The 20,686-nt window shown below is 42.1% G+C and carries 17 protein-coding genes; 9 read left to right on the top strand and 8 right to left on the bottom strand.

Annotated elements, in window-relative coordinates; translation table 11 throughout:
* Positions 1 to 158: 158 nt before the first annotated feature.
* The 3 genes from msrA to AC1DRQ_RS15940 all read left to right on the top strand — a co-directional run bounded on the left by msrA (position 159) and on the right by AC1DRQ_RS15940 (position 3,144).
* The gene (msrA, locus tag AC1DRQ_RS15950) at positions 159 to 728 is read left to right on the top strand and encodes a peptide-methionine (S)-S-oxide reductase MsrA (RefSeq protein ID WP_477425653.1); all 570 of its coding nucleotides are present in this window, start codon (positions 159 to 161) and stop codon (positions 726 to 728) included.
* Positions 729 to 771: 43 nt separating this feature from the next.
* Entirely contained in the window at positions 772 to 1,617 is an 846-nt protein-coding gene (locus AC1DRQ_RS15945; protein ID WP_477425652.1) for a 5'-nucleotidase, lipoprotein e(P4) family, read from the top strand.
* Positions 1,618 to 1,830: 213 nt separating this feature from the next.
* Complete coding sequence (locus tag AC1DRQ_RS15940) at positions 1,831 to 3,144, top strand: DASH family cryptochrome (RefSeq protein ID WP_477425651.1); 1,314 nt, start codon at positions 1,831 to 1,833, stop codon at positions 3,142 to 3,144.
* Between the two features lie 453 nt (positions 3,145 to 3,597).
* On the opposite strand, the gene AC1DRQ_RS15935 is transcribed toward AC1DRQ_RS15940, so the two are convergent.
* The 3 genes from AC1DRQ_RS15935 to AC1DRQ_RS15925 are packed head-to-tail and all read right to left on the bottom strand — an operon-like array spanning position 3,598 to position 5,982.
* Positions 3,598 to 3,846: a hypothetical protein gene (locus AC1DRQ_RS15935; RefSeq protein ID WP_477425650.1), complete on the bottom strand. Its 249-nt coding sequence runs from the start codon at positions 3,844 to 3,846 to the stop codon at positions 3,598 to 3,600.
* Positions 3,847 to 3,869: 23 nt separating this feature from the next.
* Positions 3,870 to 4,304 (bottom strand): hypothetical protein, encoded by a 435-nt coding sequence (locus AC1DRQ_RS15930; protein WP_477425649.1) that lies wholly within the window; start codon positions 4,302 to 4,304, stop codon positions 3,870 to 3,872.
* Between the two features lie 10 nt (positions 4,305 to 4,314).
* Complete coding sequence (locus tag AC1DRQ_RS15925) at positions 4,315 to 5,982, bottom strand: hypothetical protein (RefSeq protein ID WP_477425648.1); 1,668 nt, start codon at positions 5,980 to 5,982, stop codon at positions 4,315 to 4,317.
* A 908-nt stretch (positions 5,983 to 6,890) separates the two neighbouring features.
* On the opposite strand from AC1DRQ_RS15925, the gene AC1DRQ_RS15920 reads away from it, so the two are divergent.
* From AC1DRQ_RS15920 to AC1DRQ_RS15895, 6 genes are all read left to right on the top strand, one after another.
* On the top strand, positions 6,891 to 9,707 hold the full coding sequence (locus AC1DRQ_RS15920; protein ID WP_477425647.1) for a 2-oxoglutarate dehydrogenase E1 component: 2,817 nt from the start codon (positions 6,891 to 6,893) through the stop codon (positions 9,705 to 9,707).
* Positions 9,708 to 9,836: 129 nt separating this feature from the next.
* The gene (odhB, locus tag AC1DRQ_RS15915; RefSeq protein WP_477425646.1) at positions 9,837 to 11,426 is read left to right on the top strand and encodes a 2-oxoglutarate dehydrogenase complex dihydrolipoyllysine-residue succinyltransferase; all 1,590 of its coding nucleotides are present in this window, start codon (positions 9,837 to 9,839) and stop codon (positions 11,424 to 11,426) included.
* A gap of 446 nt (positions 11,427 to 11,872) precedes the next feature.
* Positions 11,873 to 12,187: a Dabb family protein gene (locus AC1DRQ_RS15910; protein ID WP_429400347.1), complete on the top strand. Its 315-nt coding sequence runs from the start codon at positions 11,873 to 11,875 to the stop codon at positions 12,185 to 12,187.
* Positions 12,188 to 12,264: 77 nt separating this feature from the next.
* Positions 12,265 to 13,710: an SDR family oxidoreductase gene (locus AC1DRQ_RS15905; RefSeq protein WP_477425645.1), complete on the top strand. Its 1,446-nt coding sequence runs from the start codon at positions 12,265 to 12,267 to the stop codon at positions 13,708 to 13,710.
* A 78-nt stretch (positions 13,711 to 13,788) separates the two neighbouring features.
* The gene (locus tag AC1DRQ_RS15900; RefSeq protein WP_477425644.1) at positions 13,789 to 14,694 is read left to right on the top strand and encodes a TIGR01777 family oxidoreductase; all 906 of its coding nucleotides are present in this window, start codon (positions 13,789 to 13,791) and stop codon (positions 14,692 to 14,694) included.
* Between the two features lie 4 nt (positions 14,695 to 14,698).
* On the top strand, positions 14,699 to 16,006 hold the full coding sequence (locus AC1DRQ_RS15895) for a cryptochrome/photolyase family protein (protein WP_477425643.1): 1,308 nt from the start codon (positions 14,699 to 14,701) through the stop codon (positions 16,004 to 16,006).
* On the opposite strand, the gene AC1DRQ_RS15890 is transcribed toward AC1DRQ_RS15895, so the two are convergent.
* From AC1DRQ_RS15890 to ggt, 5 genes are all read right to left on the bottom strand, one after another.
* Positions 15,993 to 16,460 carry a hypothetical protein gene (locus AC1DRQ_RS15890; protein ID WP_477425642.1) on the bottom strand — a complete coding sequence of 156 codons (468 nt, stop codon included), beginning with the start codon at positions 16,458 to 16,460 and terminating at the stop codon, positions 15,993 to 15,995. The two genes, AC1DRQ_RS15895 and AC1DRQ_RS15890, sit on opposite strands and share 14 nt — an antisense overlap.
* A 91-nt stretch (positions 16,461 to 16,551) precedes the next feature.
* Entirely contained in the window at positions 16,552 to 17,529 is a 978-nt protein-coding gene (locus AC1DRQ_RS15885) for an FKBP-type peptidyl-prolyl cis-trans isomerase (RefSeq protein ID WP_477425641.1), read from the bottom strand.
* A 134-nt stretch (positions 17,530 to 17,663) separates the two neighbouring features.
* Entirely contained in the window at positions 17,664 to 18,161 is a 498-nt protein-coding gene (locus AC1DRQ_RS15880; RefSeq protein WP_477425640.1) for an FKBP-type peptidyl-prolyl cis-trans isomerase, read from the bottom strand.
* A gap of 256 nt (positions 18,162 to 18,417) precedes the next feature.
* Positions 18,418 to 18,861 carry a MarR family winged helix-turn-helix transcriptional regulator gene (locus AC1DRQ_RS15875; protein ID WP_429400353.1) on the bottom strand — a complete coding sequence of 148 codons (444 nt, stop codon included), beginning with the start codon at positions 18,859 to 18,861 and terminating at the stop codon, positions 18,418 to 18,420.
* 108 nt (positions 18,862 to 18,969) lie between these two features.
* The gene (gene ggt / locus AC1DRQ_RS15870) at positions 18,970 to 20,682 is read right to left on the bottom strand and encodes a gamma-glutamyltransferase (RefSeq protein WP_477425639.1); all 1,713 of its coding nucleotides are present in this window, start codon (positions 20,680 to 20,682) and stop codon (positions 18,970 to 18,972) included.
* Positions 20,683 to 20,686 lie beyond the last annotated feature (4 nt).

Genomic DNA, 20,686 nt, shown 5'->3' with positions numbered 1-20,686 from the left:
CGGGTAAGGGGGGCATACTGTCCTTAAATTTATTTTCAAAACCAATCATTACATTAAGGTGAAAGTATGTAACCAATGGATAGTTGGCGTTTCGTAAATTTGTAAAAAATGTCAGCGAAAAATGATTGTAAAACAACCCGCTGTAAAAATTTAACAAAATGGAAGAAAATAAAAAAGTATCCCCTAACATACAAAAAATAACTTTTGGTAATGGGTGTTTTTGGTGTACCGAAGCCATATTTCAGTCACTTAAAGGTGTAATATCAGTAACATCCGGCTATATGGGTGGTAAAGTAGTAAATCCAACCTATGAGCAGGTATGTACCGGCGCTACCGGCTATGCCGAGGTAATTGACCTCGAGTACGATGCTGATGTACTATCATTTGATGAATTGCTGCTGGTGTTTTTCAGAACGCATAACCCCACTACATTAAACCGCCAGGGTAATGATGTAGGTACGCAATATCGTTCGGCTATATTTTATACTACTGACGAACAAAAACAGGCATCAATAGCTATGATCAAAAGGTTGACCGACGAAAAGGTTTTTGACAGCCCCATAGTTACCGAAGTTACCCCCGCCAGCACGTTTTACAAGGCCGAGCAATATCATCAGAATTATTTTAATGATAACCCTAATAAGTCGTACTGCGCATTTGTTATCCAGCCAAAACTGAATAAATTTGCCAAGGAGTTTGCGGATAAAATTAAGCCGGAACTGCTGTAATTACGCTTGCCTGGAAACTGCCAGGCAAAATATATATCTGTACATGAAAAAAATCTGCCCGTTCTTTTTATCTGTTATCCTGTTTTTAAACGCCTGTTCACCGGCAAAAAAAGTGGCAACAACCACTGCCGCTAATACAAACTCCCCGGTAAATTCAACCGGAAATACTTCTATCACCAATGATGGCAAGGTATGGGCCTCACTATGGCAGCAAAGGGCCGCGGAGTATAAGGCTTTATGTTTTCAGGCTTATAATATTGCCAGGCAGCGGGTTGACGAAGGCGTAAAACGTACAAGTACCAAGCCATTGGCCATTGTTACCGATATTGACGAAACACTGCTTGATAACAGTCCGTACGATGCTAAACGTGGATTGCAGAATTTAGATTACAGTGATGAAACCTGGAAACAGTGGACCGATAAGGCCGCAGCCGATACGGTACCTGGAGCTATCGCGTTTTTTAAATACGCGGCATCAAAAGGGGTAACCATTTTTTATATTACCAACCGTAATGAAAATGAGCGCACGGCAACGCTTTATAACCTGCAGCGATATAACTTACCCAATTCCGATGATGAGCACTTGTTTCTTAAACAAGGCACATCAAGCAAGGAAGGCCGCAGACAAGATGTATTAAAAACGCACGATATCCTGTTGCTTTGTGGCGATAACCTGCCCGACTTTGACGTGTTGTATGACAATCATCCATCCGAAGAAAACCGTATAGCAACAACACAAAAGTTGCAAAAGGAATTTGGAAGCAGGTATATTGTAATACCCAATCCGTCATACGGCGATTTTGAAGGTGCTTTGTTCCAGTTTAATTACAAGCTTAACGCGGCACAAAAAGACTCTGTTATCCGGGCTAAAATAAAAGCTGATAAATAGCAGGTTATTGGATTTTTGTAAAGATAGCTTATATTTATCTATTGAAATTTGAGCTTGTAACTACGGGTTTGACCATTCAATTGACCTTTTAAACTGTCTAAAAAACAGTAAAAATGTTGAGACGATGTCAAATATTGCAGCAAAATGCGTGTAAGACATAAATAAATTGCAAATTTGTGGTCTGCATAAATTCAGTTAACCCCCTGTTTAACTATGAGCGAAAAGACAATATTGGTTTGGTTTAGAAATGACTTGCGGATACACGATAACGAAATTTTGTTAGAGGCTGTTCGCAAGGCTGATAAAGTATTGCCGGTATATTGTTTTGATCCTTATTATTTTCAGCGCACCGCATCGGGTATTTCAAAAACGGGTAGCTTCAGGGCACGGTTCCTTTTAGAGGCAGTAGCCGATCTGCGTAAGAACCTGCAGGGCTACGGTGCCGAACTAATCATCAGGACCGGGAACCCTGCCGAGATACTACCGCAGCTTGCAGAACAATACCAGGTAAACGAAGTATACCATCACCGCGAGGTGGCTTATGAAGAAACAGAGATATCTGAACAGGTAGAAACCGCTTTATGGAAACTGAGGCTTAACCTCAAACATTTTATTGGTCATACGCTGTATCATAAAGAGGATCTTCCCTTCCCGATCAAGGACATCCCGGATAGTTTTGCCGTATTTAAAAAGAAGGTGGAGCGCGACAGCAATGTACGCCCTTGTGTACCTACTCCCGAGCATATTGTTACCCCCGAAATTACGGATGCAGGCGAGTTGCCTACTTTATCGCAATTAGGTTTGGATGGGATTGTTGACGACCCTCGGGCTACCAACTATTTTCAGGGTGGCGAAACCGCTGCTTTGGTTCAGCTGCACAAATATTTTTCACAAGGCGATGTGGCCGTTAAATCGAAAAGCTCCCGCAACAGCGGTAGCAATAATTCATCAAAATTATCGCCCTGGTTAGCGGTGGGCTGTATATCGCCCAGGCAGGTATACTGGGAAATATTTAAACACAACCAGGATGGCAACAATCCCAATGCAAGTTTGTTAAAACTGGAACTGTTGTGGCGTGATTATTTCAGGTTCATGTTTAAAAAGCACGGGCAAAAATTCATTAAAGCCAAAACTGCCGAAGATGAAGCACCTGTGCTGGCCGTAAATGAGCTTGATTTTAATAAATGGGCACATGGCGAAACCGGCGTTCCGTTTATTGATGCCTGTATGCATGAACTTAACGCTACCGGGTATATATGCAACCAATGCAGGCAAATAGTAGCCACCTACCTGGTACATGACCTTAAAGCCGACTGGACCCGCGGCGCAGCCTATTTTGAAGAAAAGCTGATAGATTACTCACCGGCCAGCAACTGGGGCAACTGGGCCTTTATAGCCGGCGTAAACGATGCCAAAGAAAGTAAATATGCCATAGCCGCCATGCAACCAAAAGACATGGTAAGCGACTTTGTGACCACCTGGCAGCCTTCGCCCATAGATGAGGCCGGGGATCTGATGCATGTGTGAGGTGGTTAATAATAGCTCCTGCGAAATATCCATTTTTGGTAACAATTGAAATTGATAGTCATCCCGAATTTATTTCGGGATCCCACAAGCACGGTCAATAATATTCAAGATGGACAGTCTGCTGGCAACTACCTCCTGCGAAATATCCATTTTTGGTAACGATTGAAATTGGTAGTCATCCCGAATTTATTTCGGGATCCCACAAGCACGGTCGATAATATTAAAGATGGACAGCCTGCTGGCAACTACCCTGAGAGATCCTGAAACAAGTTCAGGATGACCCTAATCTTCCCCCACTGCTGGCACACGCGTGTCGCGTGTTCATCTAACAAGCTGAAAATGTTTAGGTTCCTGAATTTTTCTAATAATAAAGAAATGGGTTAATAATGATTTATTGTAAATGATAAGGACACACGTGTACGCGTACTTCGGCAAGGGGCAATACTTACTTTCCTATCTCAACCGTAATTTATTAATTAACCCACATAAAAGAGCAATTACTATAGCAATAAAAAGATCGAATAACAAAGAATAAACCAATAAGCCATGGGTTGCCGCTTGTCCATATTCGCCTTTAAAAACAGCTGATTGATAAAATATTTGCGGGTAGCCCATTTGAGTTACATAGCTTCCATTGTAATGGATTGAAAAAGTTACAAAACAGAAGAAAACTATTACAAAACTCCATATAATTACTTTCATAGTAAGATGATGATGCTGTCATACTATTTTTTATACTTGATGCCATAAATGGTCTTGTAGAACTCTGGTATGTCTTTTACAATATCGTCTCGTCTTTCACAAATAATGTTAGCCTTGCCATTTAAAGATCGGTTGGGAAACTTTTTATTGACGGTGAAATAACCATAGGATTTCCCGTTTCTATCTAATATTATTGGTGGATATTTGGCTTTTTCATTAAAGGGGGAGTAATTACTCGTCTTGCTTCCATATTTACCATCGGGGTTCCATATAGAATTGGCATTATGTATAGTGCCGAATGCGCTATAAGAACTCCATACCGAATTTAAATCGTCGGTATCGCAGGTTATACAACCTAAAAACTGATCGTGATTTTTACCGCCGTAAATTTTTAACTGGGCTTTTACGTTAAGTGAAGTAAAAACAATTAAGAATAATAATATTGAAAATGGTTTCATATAATTAAATTTATGGGCATTTAGTTCCGACAGAGGCGCCTTTTGTAACGTCTCGTTCCTGATCATTGTAATTAGCAAATATTGTGCTATTATCCTGCACAATTCCTGCTTTAGCCAAAGCCAAGGCCCTTTCGGGAGGAAAATTAGGATTGTACGCAAGTATAGCATCTTTGAGGCCGGTTATAAAATATTCTGCCATTGTTAAATGATCTTTACCCACAACTTTCGTTTCATAAGCTGGGTCTAAATAGTAATCATATTTATCTGCAATAACCACTTGTGAGAAATTTGGTCTTTCTACCACGTTTACCATAGGGTATTTGGCAGCAAATGCAGCACTAGTCAATGTAGTGTGTTCCGAGTTCAAAAACGCATGTATTGCCTCATGGTACAAAGTGACTAACCTATATTCATTTGATGAGTTGGCTAATACCGCAGGATTAATATATATCTTATTAGTAAGAAACCCATTGTCATTGTCAAATACCGTGTGACCATCTTCTTGTTTATTTGCCGCGAAATAAGCCGCGTCACCTTCAAGAAATATCATATTATTTCCGTCTTTGGAATCAAATGCCTGATAAATTAGCTGAGCAATATTAGTATTAAGATTTGGCAAAGCAGCAACCAATGCCTTAGCACAGGGATATTTTGAGCTTAGACTATCTATAATATCCATATGTGGTACAGGCACCTCAACCGTACAAGGATCAGTTGGCGGCGGCGGAAACCCATCCCCCGGATATGGATCTGGTGGCACATTGTTTACAACCAGATTACCGCCTGAATGTATAATTGGAGGCGCCCCATTGCATGGCGGTGGCGGTGTTGGTGAAGATGCACTACCGCTTCCGCTTCCACCAGTTCCGCCACCACTTCCTTCGCCTCCACTGCTGCTGCCGGGGCCGCCATCACCGTTGCTACCTGTACCCCCATCACCGCCTGAACAGGAGGTAAAAAGATAGATCATTACATCACCCGATGGACTGGATAACCAATAATCCCAGCATTCAACATACATCGGTTTCAGCTTTGAATTGCCCGTGCTTTGCACCTTAATACCTGAGCCACTTTGGCTTCCGGATGAAACAATATGACCGTCCTTATAACGCCAGCCGCCAACATATTTGCCTTTGGGGGTAAAATAAAGTACCAGGCCGCTGTAGTTGGCATCCCGCTTATTATACTTATTGCGGTCAAGCTTACTTAAATCGTTCTTAAGATACGCCGAATCAGCAATCAGCGTCATCACATAAGCATCATAGCCACTGCCGTTGTTCAGCAATATAAACGAGCTGCGGCTATAAGCCTGGTTGCTGCTCCAACCGGTAGTCTTATTTTTTATGGATGGATTGAATTTTGATGAAGGGTCAATGGGTATTTCAATTACCGGCTTATTAAAACGCGTATAACTGGCATTATGCTGCCAGTCGGGCTTTATAAGCTGACTTAAATCACTGTTGGTTGTTGTAGCCTGGGTATTTTGCTTATTACTATTTACAGGGAAGGTACTTTCGTACCAGCTTTTAGCTTGAATAACCGCTGGGTCGGTAATAGTGGTTTGCTGTTCTGCATGGTTATCTTTTTTACAGCTTTCAATAATAAGCGCTGATAACGCAATAACAACAAGTAATACGTATAATTTATTTAAAATAGGCTTGGGTTTAAGTTTTTTCATATGGTTTAAGGTTGTATTGTGTTAAAAATAAATATTATTTATTAATTTAAAACAATAGTTATAAAATAAATTGCAATACAACTCAACTTATTTTATCCAGCCCATTTTGCTTGTGGTCGGTGTTATCACCATAGGTGTTCGGAAGATTGTAATTGTAGTATATATTCCCTCCCTTGGGAGGGGTGCCGTGGATTGTGAAATGGCAGGGAGGGGTTTATACGTGCGATTAAACCTGTAATGTTCAATAAACCCCTACCTCCCCCTTCCCCAAGGAAGGAATCGCACTAGGCCCAAGCTTTCTTTTTATTTCTTCCGAACACCTATAGTGTTATCACCGCACCACTTTGTTCACATTATATGGCATGTGCTTTTATTTAGCTCAATGTTAGTAATAGTGCAGTGATAATACTAACCCAAGGCCTAATTCTTTCATCCTTATAAAAAACAAACCGAACGGTATTTTTTAAATTTTCCCAAAAAACAAAGGAGCCAGATCTTTGAAATAAAACAAGCACTTTAAGCCCCAAAACTGTCAGAAACCCGCTGATAATGATTGTAAAATGCCAAAAGGCGCATCTTTTTGCTAATTATAAATAGTTAAATAAGCCCAAAACAAGCGTAAAATATGCTGAAAACTGCACCTTAACGCCACTTAATGCACTAAAACTGCACGTTAACACTTACTTAGCATAAACCCCGCGTAATGGGCATGAATTTTAGCAGCCTGGAAACTTTCCACAATTTTTCTGTCCACCCCATTAAACCATTTTCAAAATTAAAACTCCATTTAATAACACTTTTGCCCGATATGCCACAAATATTGGACAGATGTAAATTTCTTTACAATTAATTATGAAGTATATAAGCCTATATGCTTACTTTTGTACCGTTTTAAAGATCAGTTTCTCATGGATCGTCTCAATTATATAAATAGCGGCAACGCAGACTACATTAATACCCTATACGACAGCTACAAAGAAAATCCCGAATCTGTGGATTTTGGATGGCAAAAGTTTTTTGAAGGCTTTGATTTTGGCAAGGATACGCAAGCATCTGCTGCGGTCGCGCCAAGTGCGGGCGACAAAACGCCTGATCACTTTTTAAAGGAGATCAACGTATTGAACATGATCTATGGCTACCGTTCACGCGGCCACCTTTTTGCCAAGACCAACCCCGTACGCGAACGCCGTCACTATTATCCCGGTAAAGAACTGGAAACCTTTGGCCTGAGCGAGGCCGATATGGATACCGTTTTTAACGCCGGTGTTGAAGTAGGGCTGGGTGCTGCCACCCTGCGCGATATTCGCCAGCTGCTGGAAGATACTTATTGCCAGGCCATTGGTGCCGAGTACAGGTACATCCGTAACCCTATAAAGATCAAGTGGTTTGAGGAAAGGATGGAAAGCCGCCGCAACACGCCTTCATTTACCATCGACGAGAAAAAGCTGATGCTGAACAAGCTCAACGAAGCGGTAACTTTCGAAAACTTTTTAGGTACCAAGTTCCTGGGCCAAAAACGTTTCTCGCTGGAGGGGGCCGAAGCGCTGATCCCATCACTTGACTCTGTTATTAAAACAGGTGCCGACCTGGGTATCGAAGAGTTCATCATTGGTATGGCTCACCGCGGCAGGTTAAACGTGCTCACCAACATCATGGAGAAAACCTATAAAGAGGTATTCTCTGAGTTTGAAGGTAAAAACTTTGATTCTGAATCACCGTTTGGTGGTGATGTTAAATATCACTTAGGTTTTTCAACCGATGTTATTACATCTAACGGAAAAAAAGTTCACCTGAGCCTTTGTCCCAACCCATCGCACCTGGAAGCGGTTGACCCGGTTGTGGAAGGTATCACCCGTTCAAAGATCGACTTTAAATACAATGGCGATCATTCCAAGATCGCTCCTATATTAATTCATGGCGATGCATCAGTTGCGGGCCAGGGAATTGTTTACGAAGTTTTACAAATGGAAAAACTGGATGGCTACCGCACAGGTGGTACCATTCACCTGGTTATTAATAACCAAATAGGTTTTACCACCAATTATAAAGATGCCCGTTCAAGTACTTATTGTACCGATGTGGCTAAAACAGTGCTTTCGCCGGTTTTTCACGTAAATGGCGATGATGTGGAAGCATTGGCCTTTGTGGTTAACCTGGCTATGGAATACCGCCAGGTGTTTAACGAAGATGTGTTTATTGACATTTTATGTTACCGCCGCTACGGTCATAATGAGGCCGATGAGCCAAAATTCACTCAGCCTTTATTATACAAAGCTATTGAAGCTCACCCTAATCCACTCAAGATCTATAACCAAAAATTGGTAGACGAAGGTAGTATTGATGCCAACCTGCTTAAATCGATGGAAAAAACTTTCCGTGATGAGCTGCAGCAAAAGCTTGATGAATCTAAATCTGAAGATAGGTTTACCGAAACCATTGCCATGTTTGAGGGCGCCTGGAGCGGTTTACATTTAGCCAGCCATAAAGAGCTTGTTTCGGCTGTTGATACATCAGTACCCAAGGAAGAAATACTTGAAATAGGTAATAAGTTAACTACTTTACCACCGAATAAAGAGTTCTTTAAAAAGATAGAGAAGCTGTTTGAAGACCGTAATATCATGGTGAACAAAACCCAGATTTTTGACTGGGCCATGGCCGAACTGCTGGCTTATGGCACCCTGTTAAAAGATGGTTACCCGGTAAGGTTAAGCGGCGAGGATGTTAAACGTGGTACTTTCTCTCATCGCCACGCGGTATTAACCCTGGTTGATTCAGAAGATGAATATACGCCGCTGGCTACTATTGATACCGAGGCTAAACTGAGCATATACAACTCCTTACTGTCTGAATATGGCGTGTTAGGTTTTGAATATGGTTATGCCTTAGCTAATCCTAATGCCTTAACAATATGGGAAGCTCAGTTTGGCGATTTCTTTAACGGAGCCCAGATCATAGTTGACCAATACATAGCCAGCGCCGAAACTAAATGGCAGCGTGGTAACGGATTGGTAATGCTGTTGCCGCATGGTTACGAAGGTCAGGGTCCGGAGCATTCATCAGCCCGCGTAGAGCGTTTTATGGAGCTTTGTGCCGATGATAATATCCAGGTGGCCAATTGTACAACCCCAGCCAACTTCTTCCATATACTACGCAGGCAAATGCACCGCGATTTCCGTAAGCCATTGATCATTTTTACACCAAAAAGCTTGCTTCGCAGTCCTAAATGTGTGTCGCCAATTGAAGATTTTACCAGTGGTAAGTTCCATGAACTTATTGACGATACCTATGTTGATGTTAAAAAGGTAAAACGCGTATTACTTTGTACCGGTAAGGTATATTATGACCTGCTGGAGAAACAACAGGCTGATAAGCGCAAGGATGTTGCTATTGTTCGTGTAGAACAATTATATCCTACACCTGTTACTCAAATACTGAAAATTAAAGCCAAATACGATAAAGCTACTGAGTTTGTCTGGGTACAGGAAGAACCGGAAAATATGGGTGCATGGCCTTATATATGCCGTAAATTCCACAATGATAAAATTTTGAGATTGAACGTGATCTCCAGAATAGAAGGCAGCAGTACCGCTACCGGCTTTGCAAAACAACACGCTGCACAGCAGGCATACATTGTTTCAAAAGCGTTTGAAGCGCCCGCAGGTAAGGTAGTAAAAGAGGTAATAAAAAAGACAACTAAAAAAATGGCTGATGCCGGTGCGGATTAAGTTCTGTTGCCGGTTGCGAGTTTCGGGGTGCGGGTGTTAAATCAGTAATTGTTTTACACGACCCCCGCAACAGGCAACTCGCAACTAAAAACCCGCAACTATAAAATATTAAATCTACAACACTAAAATATGAGTTTAGCGATCAAAGTTCCGCCGGTAGGCGAATCAATAACAGAAGTAACCCTATCGAGCTGGATAAAAAAAGATGGCGACCACGTAGAAATGGATGAGGTTATTGCCGAGTTAGAATCGGACAAGGCCACTTTTGAACTTACTGCCGAAAAAGCAGGTACCCTACAAACCGTTGCCAAAGAAGGTGATACTTTAGCTATTGGTGCTGTTGTTGCCAATATTGAAGAAGGCGCCGGCGCTGCTGCCCCCGCAAAGGAAAACGCACCTGCCGCACAACCACAGCCCGAAGTTGTTGCTAACGCACCTGCCCCGGCTCCTGTTGCCGCTGCAGCACCTACACCTGCAACTGGTGGTGGCTCATTAGAGATCAAAGTGCCTACCGTAGGCGAATCAATAACTGAAGTTACTTTATCGCGCTGGATCAAAAAGGATGGCGATGCTGTTGCAATGGACGAAGCCATTGCCGAACTGGAATCAGACAAGGCAACTTTTGAACTTACTGCCGAAAAAGCCGGAACATTAAAAACCTTAGCCAAAGAAGGCGATGTATTGCCAATTGGCGCTGTAGTTTGTACCATTGAAGGTACAGGTGCTGCAGCACCTGCAGTGCAGCCTATCGCGGTAACCCCGGCTGTTGTTAGTGCTGCTGATGAGTCGCCACGTGGCGGAGCTCCTACCACAGCCGCCGGTGCGGTAACTTATGCTTCTGGTACTCCATCACCTGCCGCTGCTAAAATACTGGCCGAAAAAGGTGTTGACCCTAAAGGTGTAAACGGAACCGGCGTTGATGGTCGTATTACTAAAGGCGATGCCCTGGGTGCACAAGCTCCCGCTGCTCAACCTGTTGCCGCTGCACAGCCCGCTGCTACACCTGTAGTTGCCGGCGAAAGAAGCGAGAAACGTGAAAAAATGACTTCGCTGCGTAAAACTGTTGCCAAACGTTTGGTAGCAGTTAAAAATGAAACGGCCATGCTTACCACCTTCAACGAGGTTGATATGCAGCCCATCATGGAATTGCGCGGTAAATACAAAGATAAGTTTAAAGAGAAACATGGTGTTGGCTTAGGCTTCATGTCGTTTTTTACCAAAGCAGTTACTGAGGCTTTAAAAGACTGGCCTGCTGTTGGTGCCCGCATTGAAGGCGAAGAAGTGGTATATAGTAATTTTGCTGATATCTCTATCGCCGTATCGGCTCCTAAAGGCTTGGTTGTTCCGGTGATCCGTAATGCTGATAGCATGAGCCTTGCCGAAATTGAAAAAGCGATTGTTGTATTAGCCGGTAAAGCCCGCGAAAATAAGCTGACCATCCCTGAAATGACAGGTGGTACTTTTACCATAACCAATGGTGGTGTGTTTGGTTCCATGATGTCAACCCCGATATTAAATTCGCCACAATCGGCTATATTAGGTATGCACAACATTATTGAACGCCCGGTTGCCGTAAACGGACAAGTGGTGATTCGCCCAATGATGTACCTGGCCTTATCCTACGATCACCGTATTATTGATGGCCGCGAGTCAGTTAGCTTCCTGGTACGTGTAAAACAATTACTGGAAGATCCTGCAAGGTTATTATTAGGAGTTTAATATTATAGTAATATTTAAAAGCCCGGCGCAAGCCGGGCTTTTTTTGTTTCTTATACAATCGTCATTGGTACAGAGCCATAGGTGTTTGGAAGAATAAATTTCAAAAAAAAATTGTCATTTCGATAGAGCTGGGTTGGCAAGAGCATGGGGGCGAAAGAGAAATCTTCTACGTAATGCAAAGCTTTAACTGCAAATCTCATAAGATTTCTCCTCGTACCTCGTTCGAAATGACAGTCCTTTTATTTCTTCCGAACACTTGTGCACTAAGACAACCGACCATAGGGAGTTCATTAGCGCAATATAAACAAACACAACATTAATAATCTATATGCTTTACAGAGCAAATAGAAAGGTTTAGAATTTGCATAATTGATTTGCTTGCATCATTACAGTCAATCCTGTAGATTAGCATTCAAATCAATCGATTGTTATCAAACAAAACATATATGCCACTACTCGAAAACACCTTTGTGCATCACGTACATTTCTGGCTTAAAAATAAGGCCGATAAAGACAAGCTTATTGAAGGTTTGAATACCCTGAAACCTATTGCTCACATTCGTGATATCCATATTGGCGTACCTGCCGATACCAACCGTGATGTGATAGACCGCTCATATGATGTATCATTATTACTGTTGTTTAGTACCCCAGAGGCACAGGCAGCCTACCAAATTGATCCTACCCATGTTATTTTTGCCGAAGAATATGCCAAACCGCTTTGCAGTAAGGTTGTGGTATCTGATAGCGTTAACGTATAAACAGCAATACATAAAACATATTCCCGGGCAGGGTGAGTATTTTAAAACACCCTGCCTTTTCTGTTGTTCCTCATAACATGAAGGTGTTACTTGCTGGTGCCAATGGTTATATAGGTACGCGTCTTATTCCGGTTTTGCTGGAGAAAGGCCATGATGTTATTTGCCTGGTACGCGATAAAAGGCGCTTTCATGAGCATAGCGAATTTAGTGAAAGGGTTACCCTGGTAACCGGCGATTTGCTCAGGGAATCAAGTATAGAGGCTTTTCCAACTGATGTTGATGCGGCTTATTACCTGGTGCACTCCATGTCACAGGCCCAGGATTTCGCGGCCCTCGAAGCGCTATCTGCTTATAACTTTGTCCATGCGCTTGATAAAACCAATTGCCGGCAAAGCATCTTTTTAAGCGGCATTATTAATTCCGAAAATCTATCCAGGCACCTCGAATCGCGCAAGCATGTAGAGGATGTGTTGAAGGAAGGCAAATCGGCCCTTACTGTTTTGCGTGCAGCTATTATCATAGGCTCTGGTAGTGCATCGTTCGAGATCATTCGTGACCTTACCGAAAAACTGCCCATCATGACGGTTCCCCGTTGGGTAAACACCCGTTGCCAGCCAATAGGCATACGCGATGTGCTGGGCTACCTGGAAAGCGTTATGCTAAACGAAAAAACCTTTGACCAAAACTTTGATATTGGCGGCCCTGATATTTTAACTTTTAAGGAAATGATGCTTACTTATGCCAAAGTACGCCATTTAAAAAGACGCATCTTTACCATTCCTTTCCTGTCGCCCAAAATATCATCTTACTGGCTTTATTTTGTTACTTCTGTTAACTACATACTGGCCCAAAGCCTGGTTAACAGCATGAAGAACGAAACCATTATGCATGATCATGCCATTGATAATGTTATACCCCGTAAATGCTTAACTTATGAGGAAGCTTTGAATTTGGCCTTTGTGAAAATTGAACAAAACTCCATAGTTTCCAGTTGGAAGGATGCGTTGAACATGGGCTATCTTAATTCTGAGTTTATGGATCAGATCAAGGTGCCTCAAAATGGTACGCTGGAGTATAAAGTTAAAATGCCATTTGAGCGCTGTAGCGACGAGGTCTTCACCAACTTTATGTCGATAGGCGGCAACCGTGGCTGGTATTACTGGGATTGGATCTGGAACATCCGTGGTTTTCTGGATAAGATTTTTGGCGGCGTGGGTTCAAGACGTGGCCGTACCAGCAGCGTCAATATTTCGCCGGGGGATGTAATTGATTTTTGGCGGGTGTTACTGGCCGATAAACAAGGTAAACGCCTGCTTCTGTATGCCGAAATGAAGCTGCCGGGCGAAGCCTGGCTGGAGTTTAAAATAATTGAGCGCAACGGGCAAAAAAACCTGAGCCAGGTAGCTACCTTTAGGCCTAACGGTTTATGGGGACGGCTGTACTGGTATGCCATGTGGCCGTTTCACTTATTTATTTTTAACGGGATGGCCCGTGAAATTGTAAATTATGGCGAAGAGGTATAATTGGTGCCGGGTTTTCGGGCCCGAAGTTCGGTGTGTATTGAAAAACGAGATCCTGCAACACAAACCAAGCAACATAAAATGAGCAAGAACATATTAATAACAGGTGGTTCGGGTTTGTTAGGCCGGCAGCTTACCAGGGCCTTATTGAATAAGGGCTATGTGGTAAGTCATTTAAGTCGTAAGCCAGGTAACGATCCTAATGTTAAAACCTATATATGGGATGTTAACAAAGGGATTATTGATGAGCATTGTATTGACGGGGCTGATATAATAGTACACCTGGCCGGTGCCGGCATAGCAGAAAAACACTGGACCGAAAATCGCAAAAAAGAACTCGTTGATAGCCGCACCAGATCAATTGGTTTGATATATGACCTGCTTAAAAAGAAGAAGCATCAGGTAACCTCGGTAGTATCCGCATCTGCTATTGGCTATTATAGTGATCGGGGTGATGAGCTGATGGCTGAAACCAGTGCGCCCAATAACGACTTTATGGCCCAATGCTGCATAGCATGGGAGGCAGCCGTTGATGAAGGCGAAAAACTTGGCCTGCGCGTAGTGAAATTTCGTACCGGTGTGGTGCTTGATAAAGAGGGGGGAGCTTTGCCTAAACTGGCCCTGCCCATAAAGCTGTATGTAGGCTCGCCCATTGGCAGCGGCAAACAATGGACCCCATGGATCCATTGGCTTGATGTGGTAGATATATACCTGTATGGTATTGAAAATACTGCGCTTAAAGGCATTTATAATATGGTTGCCCCTAATCCGGTTACCAACAAACAATTAACACAGGCGGTGGCTAAACAATTGCACAAACCGCTTTGGGCGCCAAATGTGCCCGCATTTATATTGAAACTTATTATGGGCGAAATGAGCACTATCGTATTGGGTAGTACCAAAGTATCGGCAAAAAAAATTCAGGACGCAGGCTACACCTTTAAATTTACAAACTTGCCTGCTGCCCTAAAGGAAATCTATGGATAATAAAATGCCTTTATCAATTTTCTGGTTTCGTCGGGATTTACGCTTAAATGATAACGCGGGGTTGTACCATGCCTTAAAAAGTGGAAACCCGGTGCTGCCCCTGTTTATTTTTGATAAAGAGATACTGGATAAGCTGGAAGATAAGGACGATGCCCGCGTAACCTTTATTTACCAGGCGATTGAACAGCTAAGTAAAGAACTGCAACAGCACGGCAGCAGTTTATTGGTGCTGTATGGTAAAGCCACACAAGCCTGGGACAACATCATTAAAGAGCATAACGTAGCCTCGGTTTATACTAATCATGATTATGAACCCTATGCTACCCAACGCGATGAGGCTGTAAAAGAAAAGTTAAACAAACACGGCATCGACTTTAAAACTTTTAAGGACCAGGTAATATTTGAAAAGGATGAGGTTGTTAAGGAGGATGGCAAACCTTACACGGTTTATACCCCTTATCAGCGTAAATGGTATAGTACGCTTAAACCTTTTTACTTTAAACCTTACCCTACCGAAAAATATTTAAAGAACCTGGCCAAAACAGAAGCTTTACCGTTGCCCGCTTTAAAGGAGATGGGATTTGAAAAAAGTAATATGCATTTCCCCGATCAGCAGTATCAGGATGTGATCAGTGATTATAAAGAAAAGCGGAATTTTCCCGCTGTTAAAGGCACATCACATATTGGGCTGCATTTACGCTTTGGCACCGTAAGCATCAGGGAGCTGGCCAGAACAGCACACGCTCACCACGAAAAAACCTGGTTGAATGAGCTGATATGGCGCGAGTTTTACATGATGATCCTGTATCATTTTCCGCATACAATGAACCACGCCTTTAGGCCCGGGTATGACCGGATTAAATGGGTAAACGATGAAAAGCAGTTTAAAGCCTGGTGTGATGGGCAAACGGGCTATCCAATTGTTGATGCCGGTATGCGTGAGTTAAATGCCACCGGCTTTATGCATAACCGGGTACGTATGATAGTAGCCAGTTTTTTAAGCAAGGATCTGCTGATTGACTGGCGCTGGGGCGAGCACTATTTTGCCCGTAAACTGCTTGATTATGAAATGGCCAGTAACGTAGGCGGCTGGCAATGGGCTGCAGGATCTGGTACCGATGCCGCCCCATACTTCCGCATATTTAACCCTGATGCGCAAACAAAAAAATTTGACCCTAACCTGCGGTATATAAAAAAATGGGTTCCGGAATATGCCGACTTTGGCCATTATCCGAAACCCATTATTGATCATGCTTTTGCTCGTGAGCGTTGTTTAAAAGCTTTTAAAGCTGCGTTGGCTAAAACGCGTTAAAAACAAATTTATTATATACATACCCCGAAGGAGGAGTTTGATTATCAGAGTAATAATAGTCATGATGAGCTGCATTATAAAACTCATAAATCTTTTTTGGTATGACGGGAGATGGAGGTGTATAACCAAGTATACTTTCTAATTGATAGCCATCAGGAAACATATTAACCACTGTTGTATAATAATGCGATCCTCTCTTAGGATCCACAAACCTATAGACAGCTGTCTGATAAGGGGTACTTTTTGAATTATACAATTTACACATAATCTTCTCATAAGTATATCCTATTAGACCGCCGCCCAGTTCGTTATAGTTATTTGTATAAAAGTGTATCCCTCCCGCAGCATTATAATATTGATAAATATTATAATAATAATCCAGAGTTTGAGCTTTTACGGAACGCGTCATCCCGAATAATAAAATAAAAGCAATAAGCAATAGGTGTTTTTTCATAGTGATTTTCTTTCAAAGATAGTATTTATTTATAATATTATATTAAATAAATACTATCTTTTATTAATATTAGTCACCATGTTATAATAAATTATGGGCTCGTAACTGTTGATACTGTAAAATCAAAATGTAAGCAAACATCCGCACCGATACTAAGACCACCGGTGTTGCTAGCATTACCACTCTTGCCATAGGCTAATCTTGATGGAATAAACATGGATACCACCGCACCTGCCGTTTGTCCTTTTAATGCCTCCTGCACACCTGCCACAAGATCTGTAAGCAGGGAAAATGAGCTTGTTGCGCCCGAATTGTCAGTTGCTGTGCTGCCAAACACAAGATCATTTAAGAATTTGCCTGTATAAACAGCTGTGAAGGCAGATTCATATTCAAGAACATCTCCTGTACCCGAACCGGGAGTTGTAACTTTATAATATAAACCTCGGCCACGACCTGACGTAACATGTGTAAATCCCGACATGCTATTTCTTTTCATATAATCATTGATCAGATAATCATCATAGGCATCAACACTTGAAACTACATTCACATAATAATCAAGGCACTGGTTACCTGCAATATGGCTGTTTGCATTACTTGAACTACCTGATCCGGTACCGTTAACACCATAAGCCAGGCGCGATGGAATAAGTATTCTTGCTCTTGTACCCCTATATTTAATAAGATCATGTAAGGCCGATTGTAAACCTTTTGGCAAACCGCCAGCAGACACATGCCCTAATAAACCATCAAAATGGTTGCTATTAATCGTATCTACAGATGTATACTTACCATCAAATGATTTCAGTGTAAATACAAACGCCACACTATCTGAGTAATCCAGGGGAGTTACGCCGGCAGTTGAGCCTTGCGCAAGTATCTGGTAATATATACCGCTGGTATCGCCATTGGTAGTATCGCTTTTCATGCCGGTAAGCCCGTTGGCACTTATATAATTTTGTATCTGGATCTTGTCGTACTGTTTAATGTCCGGATCGTTTTGGGTTTTGCGGCAGGATATTAAACCTATTGAGGTAATTAATAAAAGCGTAAAAATTGTTTGTTTCATTTAAGTTATTTGATTTTTTAACGGTTAAATGGAGCTCGCATATTGCTCGGTTCATTTAAGTTATTTGTTTTGTAACGGCTAAATGGATTTTAATTGACCATTTTACCTGTATCTCTTTATTATTTACCCGGTTATTAGTTAATCACATTATACAGTTGTATGTGAAAATCCATCACTGAATTTGCCGGCAAATGTATGGAATCCTGTGCAAAAGGCCCATAAGCATAACGCGATGGTACAAGCAACCTTATTTTACCATTCTTTTTAATCAGGGGTATTCCCAACTGCCAACCCCTTATTACACTACCTAACGGGAATGAGGGATGAAAATCATTGGTTTGCGCAACCACAACCCCTGTAGTTAATATCTGCGCTGTATATCCTACTGTAACCTGGGTTGAATTGGTGAACAGATCATTACCTGTCCCTTCTTCGCCCGGGTTAATAATATAAAAAACTCCCGAAGTATCGATGCGTTTAGCACCCAAACCGGGATGACTTGTTAAATAGTCGCTGATTATCTTATCATCAATAACGGCTTGCGCCCTGTATTGAATCATAGGATCAACCGTTTTCTTACAAGCACTAAAACCAGCGATTAAAACCAATAAAATTAACAGTGTCCTGTTCATTTTTTCAAAAGGCAAATTTATTCTTTTATAATAGAAAAACGGCAGCTTAACATTTTTTAACAATTAATAAAAACATAAGCCTGCCATTGCCCTATACTTAGGGACTAATTTTCTGAATAAAACGTTCAATTTAAAGTAAAAGTGTGGTGAAAATTCATTGAGTCATTGGTTTCACATCAGTAAGTCATTGATATATTACCACGAATTAAATGACACGCAGCAAATGACTCAATGACACATAGTTAATGACAAATAGCTAAGGTTTATAATTCAGGGTAAGCTTATTTATCTTTTTAAGCATTTCGGTCAGGTACTCCTTGTCGGCTTCACTGATGTGGGCGTCAAGGTAATTGTTAAACTGCTTTACCACTGCACGGGCCAGGTGTCGTTTTTCTTTACCTAACTCAGTCAGGTAAATTTTAACCGAACGCTTATCACCCTGGTTAGATTCACGGTATATTAACCCGGTTTTTTCCAGCTGACTAAGCATACGCGATAAACTGGTTGATTTAAGCCCCAATAAAGCAGCTGCCTGCGAAACCGTAGTACCTTCCTTTTCGTCGATATTAATAAGCAAATAACCAATTGACTGTGTAATACCAAACTCAGTAACCAACTGGTTATATCTGTTGGCTACGGTTTGCCATACTATTTTCAAAAAATAATCAATGGTTTCCTGGTGTTTAACACTATTTTGCATGCATACCAAACGTAAGAAATGCTTGTTGATTACGCAAGGGAATTTTTAGTTTGCAGTTGGGAGCTTGCTTTTTGAACTTCTGCATACCGCTAATTGCTAACTGCAAACTCAATATCCCAATTTTGTATCATCTCCTCTTGGGTCGGCGCCGCCTTCATAACCCTGTTTGGTTTTTAATATGGCATCTACACGGCCAATACCACCACGCCCGGTTATTTTATATCCTTTGCTTTGCAATTTTATAACGGTTGCACTATCCAGCGCACCCGCTTCGGTAGCCACTTCATCAGGCAGCCATTGCGAATGGAAGCGTTTGGATGCGACTGCCTGCTGCATGTTTTGGTCAAATTCTATCACATCAATAATGGTTTGAAAAACCGATGTTATAATGGTTGATCCTCCGGGTGTACCTACTACCATAAAAAGTTTGCCATTCTTTTCAACAATGGTAGGTGTCATACATGATAACATACGTTTACCGGGTTGTATGCTATTGGCCTTGCCGCCCACCAGTCCATACATATTAGGAACGCCGGGCTTCGAGCTAAAATCGTCCATTTCATTGTTCAGCAAAAAACCAGCACCTTGTACAAAAATCCTTGAGCCAAAAGTATCATTTAAGGTAGTTGTGATGGATACTGCATTGCCGTCTCCATCAACAATAGAATAATGAGTAGTTTGGTCGCTCTCATAACCTATAAAAGTACCCGGTTGAATGCTTGTGCTTGGGGTAGCGGCATCCCAGCTAAAGCTGCTCATGCGTGCTGTGATGTAAGCAGGTCTTAGCAAACTATCAACGGGCACTTTGTAAAAATCAGGGTCGCCCAGGTATTTGGAGCGGTCGGCATATACCCGGCGTTCAGCTTCTACTATCAGTCTCACGGTCGAATCCTGGTTATAACCCCATCTTTTTAAAGGATATCTTTCAACCGACTGCAGCAATTGCAGCAAGGCAATCCCCCCGCTTGATGGGGGCGGCATGGTGATGATCTTGTATCCCTTATAATTTCCGATAATTGATTTACGCCAAACCGAATGATAATTTTGAAGGTCGGCTTTTGAAATCAGCCCGTCGCCGTTCTTCATTTCGGCAACTAATTGATCGGCAACCACGCCGTTATAAAACCCATCCCTGCCCTTATCCCTGATCTGTTCAAATGTTTTAGCCAGGTCCTCCTGTATCAAAATATCACCTTCCTGCCATTCGCCCTCCTTCATTAAATAGGTTTTGCCTGGGTTTAATTTTTTAAATTGCCCGCTGGTGTGGTTCAAATCGGTAGCAAGGTGTTTTGTTATTTTAAAACCGTTACGCGCCAGATCAATAGCAGGCTGCACCAGGTCGGCCCATTTTAGTTTGCCATATTTACTGTGCGCCTGTACCATGCCATCAACAGATCCCGGTACGCCTGATGCCTTGTGGGTATAAAGGCTCATATTTGGTATTACATTACCGGCAGAATCAAGGTACATATTAACATTTGCCCCGGCCGGTCCTTTCTCTCTAAAATCGAGCGTATTGCTTTCGCCGGTTTTTGAACGGTAAACCATAAAACCACCCCCGCCAATATTACCGGCCTCGGGCAGGGTAACGGCCAATGCAAACTGTACAGCCACGGCAGCATCAACAGCATTACCGCCCTTTTTCAGTATATCAAGCCCAACCTGGGCAGCATCAGGGTAGGCACATACCACCATCCCGTTACGGTATATAATGTTGTTGTTTATGCCTAAACGTTTCTGCACACAGCTAACAGGTACAAAAAACAGGAATAATAAAAGCAAACTTAAATACCTGCTTTTCTTTACATTAAGGCTATGCATTGTT

It is taken from the genome of Mucilaginibacter sp. P4_E8, from assembly GCF_056401495.1.
The sequence above is the reverse complement of the archived record's forward strand: the minus strand, read 5'-3'. Positions and strand labels throughout refer to the sequence as shown.

Coding starts and splice junctions, on each gene's coding strand:
- AC1DRQ_RS15890 (WP_477425642.1), bottom strand. CDS start 16,460: ATGAAAAAACACCTATTGCTTATTGCTTTTATTTTATTATTCGGGATG.
- AC1DRQ_RS15925 (WP_477425648.1), bottom strand. CDS start 5,982: ATGAAAAAACTTAAACCCAAGCCTATTTTAAATAAATTATACGTATTA.
- AC1DRQ_RS15880 (WP_477425640.1), bottom strand. CDS start 18,161: ATGAACAGGACACTGTTAATTTTATTGGTTTTAATCGCTGGTTTTAGT.
- AC1DRQ_RS15885 (WP_477425641.1), bottom strand. CDS start 17,529: ATGAAACAAACAATTTTTACGCTTTTATTAATTACCTCAATAGGTTTA.
- AC1DRQ_RS15910 (WP_429400347.1), top strand. CDS start 11,873: ATGCCACTACTCGAAAACACCTTTGTGCATCACGTACATTTCTGGCTT.
- AC1DRQ_RS15905 (WP_477425645.1), top strand. CDS start 12,265: ATGAAGGTGTTACTTGCTGGTGCCAATGGTTATATAGGTACGCGTCTT.
- AC1DRQ_RS15945 (WP_477425652.1), top strand. CDS start 772: ATGAAAAAAATCTGCCCGTTCTTTTTATCTGTTATCCTGTTTTTAAAC.
- AC1DRQ_RS15875 (WP_429400353.1), bottom strand. CDS start 18,861: ATGCAAAATAGTGTTAAACACCAGGAAACCATTGATTATTTTTTGAAA.
- AC1DRQ_RS15940 (WP_477425651.1), top strand. CDS start 1,831: ATGAGCGAAAAGACAATATTGGTTTGGTTTAGAAATGACTTGCGGATA.
- AC1DRQ_RS15900 (WP_477425644.1), top strand. CDS start 13,789: ATGAGCAAGAACATATTAATAACAGGTGGTTCGGGTTTGTTAGGCCGG.
- AC1DRQ_RS15935 (WP_477425650.1), bottom strand. CDS start 3,846: ATGAAAGTAATTATATGGAGTTTTGTAATAGTTTTCTTCTGTTTTGTA.
- AC1DRQ_RS15895 (WP_477425643.1), top strand. CDS start 14,699: ATGCCTTTATCAATTTTCTGGTTTCGTCGGGATTTACGCTTAAATGAT.
- odhB (WP_477425646.1), top strand. CDS start 9,837: ATGAGTTTAGCGATCAAAGTTCCGCCGGTAGGCGAATCAATAACAGAA.
- AC1DRQ_RS15930 (WP_477425649.1), bottom strand. CDS start 4,304: ATGAAACCATTTTCAATATTATTATTCTTAATTGTTTTTACTTCACTT.
- msrA (WP_477425653.1), top strand. CDS start 159: ATGGAAGAAAATAAAAAAGTATCCCCTAACATACAAAAAATAACTTTT.
- ggt (WP_477425639.1), bottom strand. CDS start 20,682: ATGCATAGCCTTAATGTAAAGAAAAGCAGGTATTTAAGTTTGCTTTTA.
- AC1DRQ_RS15920 (WP_477425647.1), top strand. CDS start 6,891: ATGGATCGTCTCAATTATATAAATAGCGGCAACGCAGACTACATTAAT.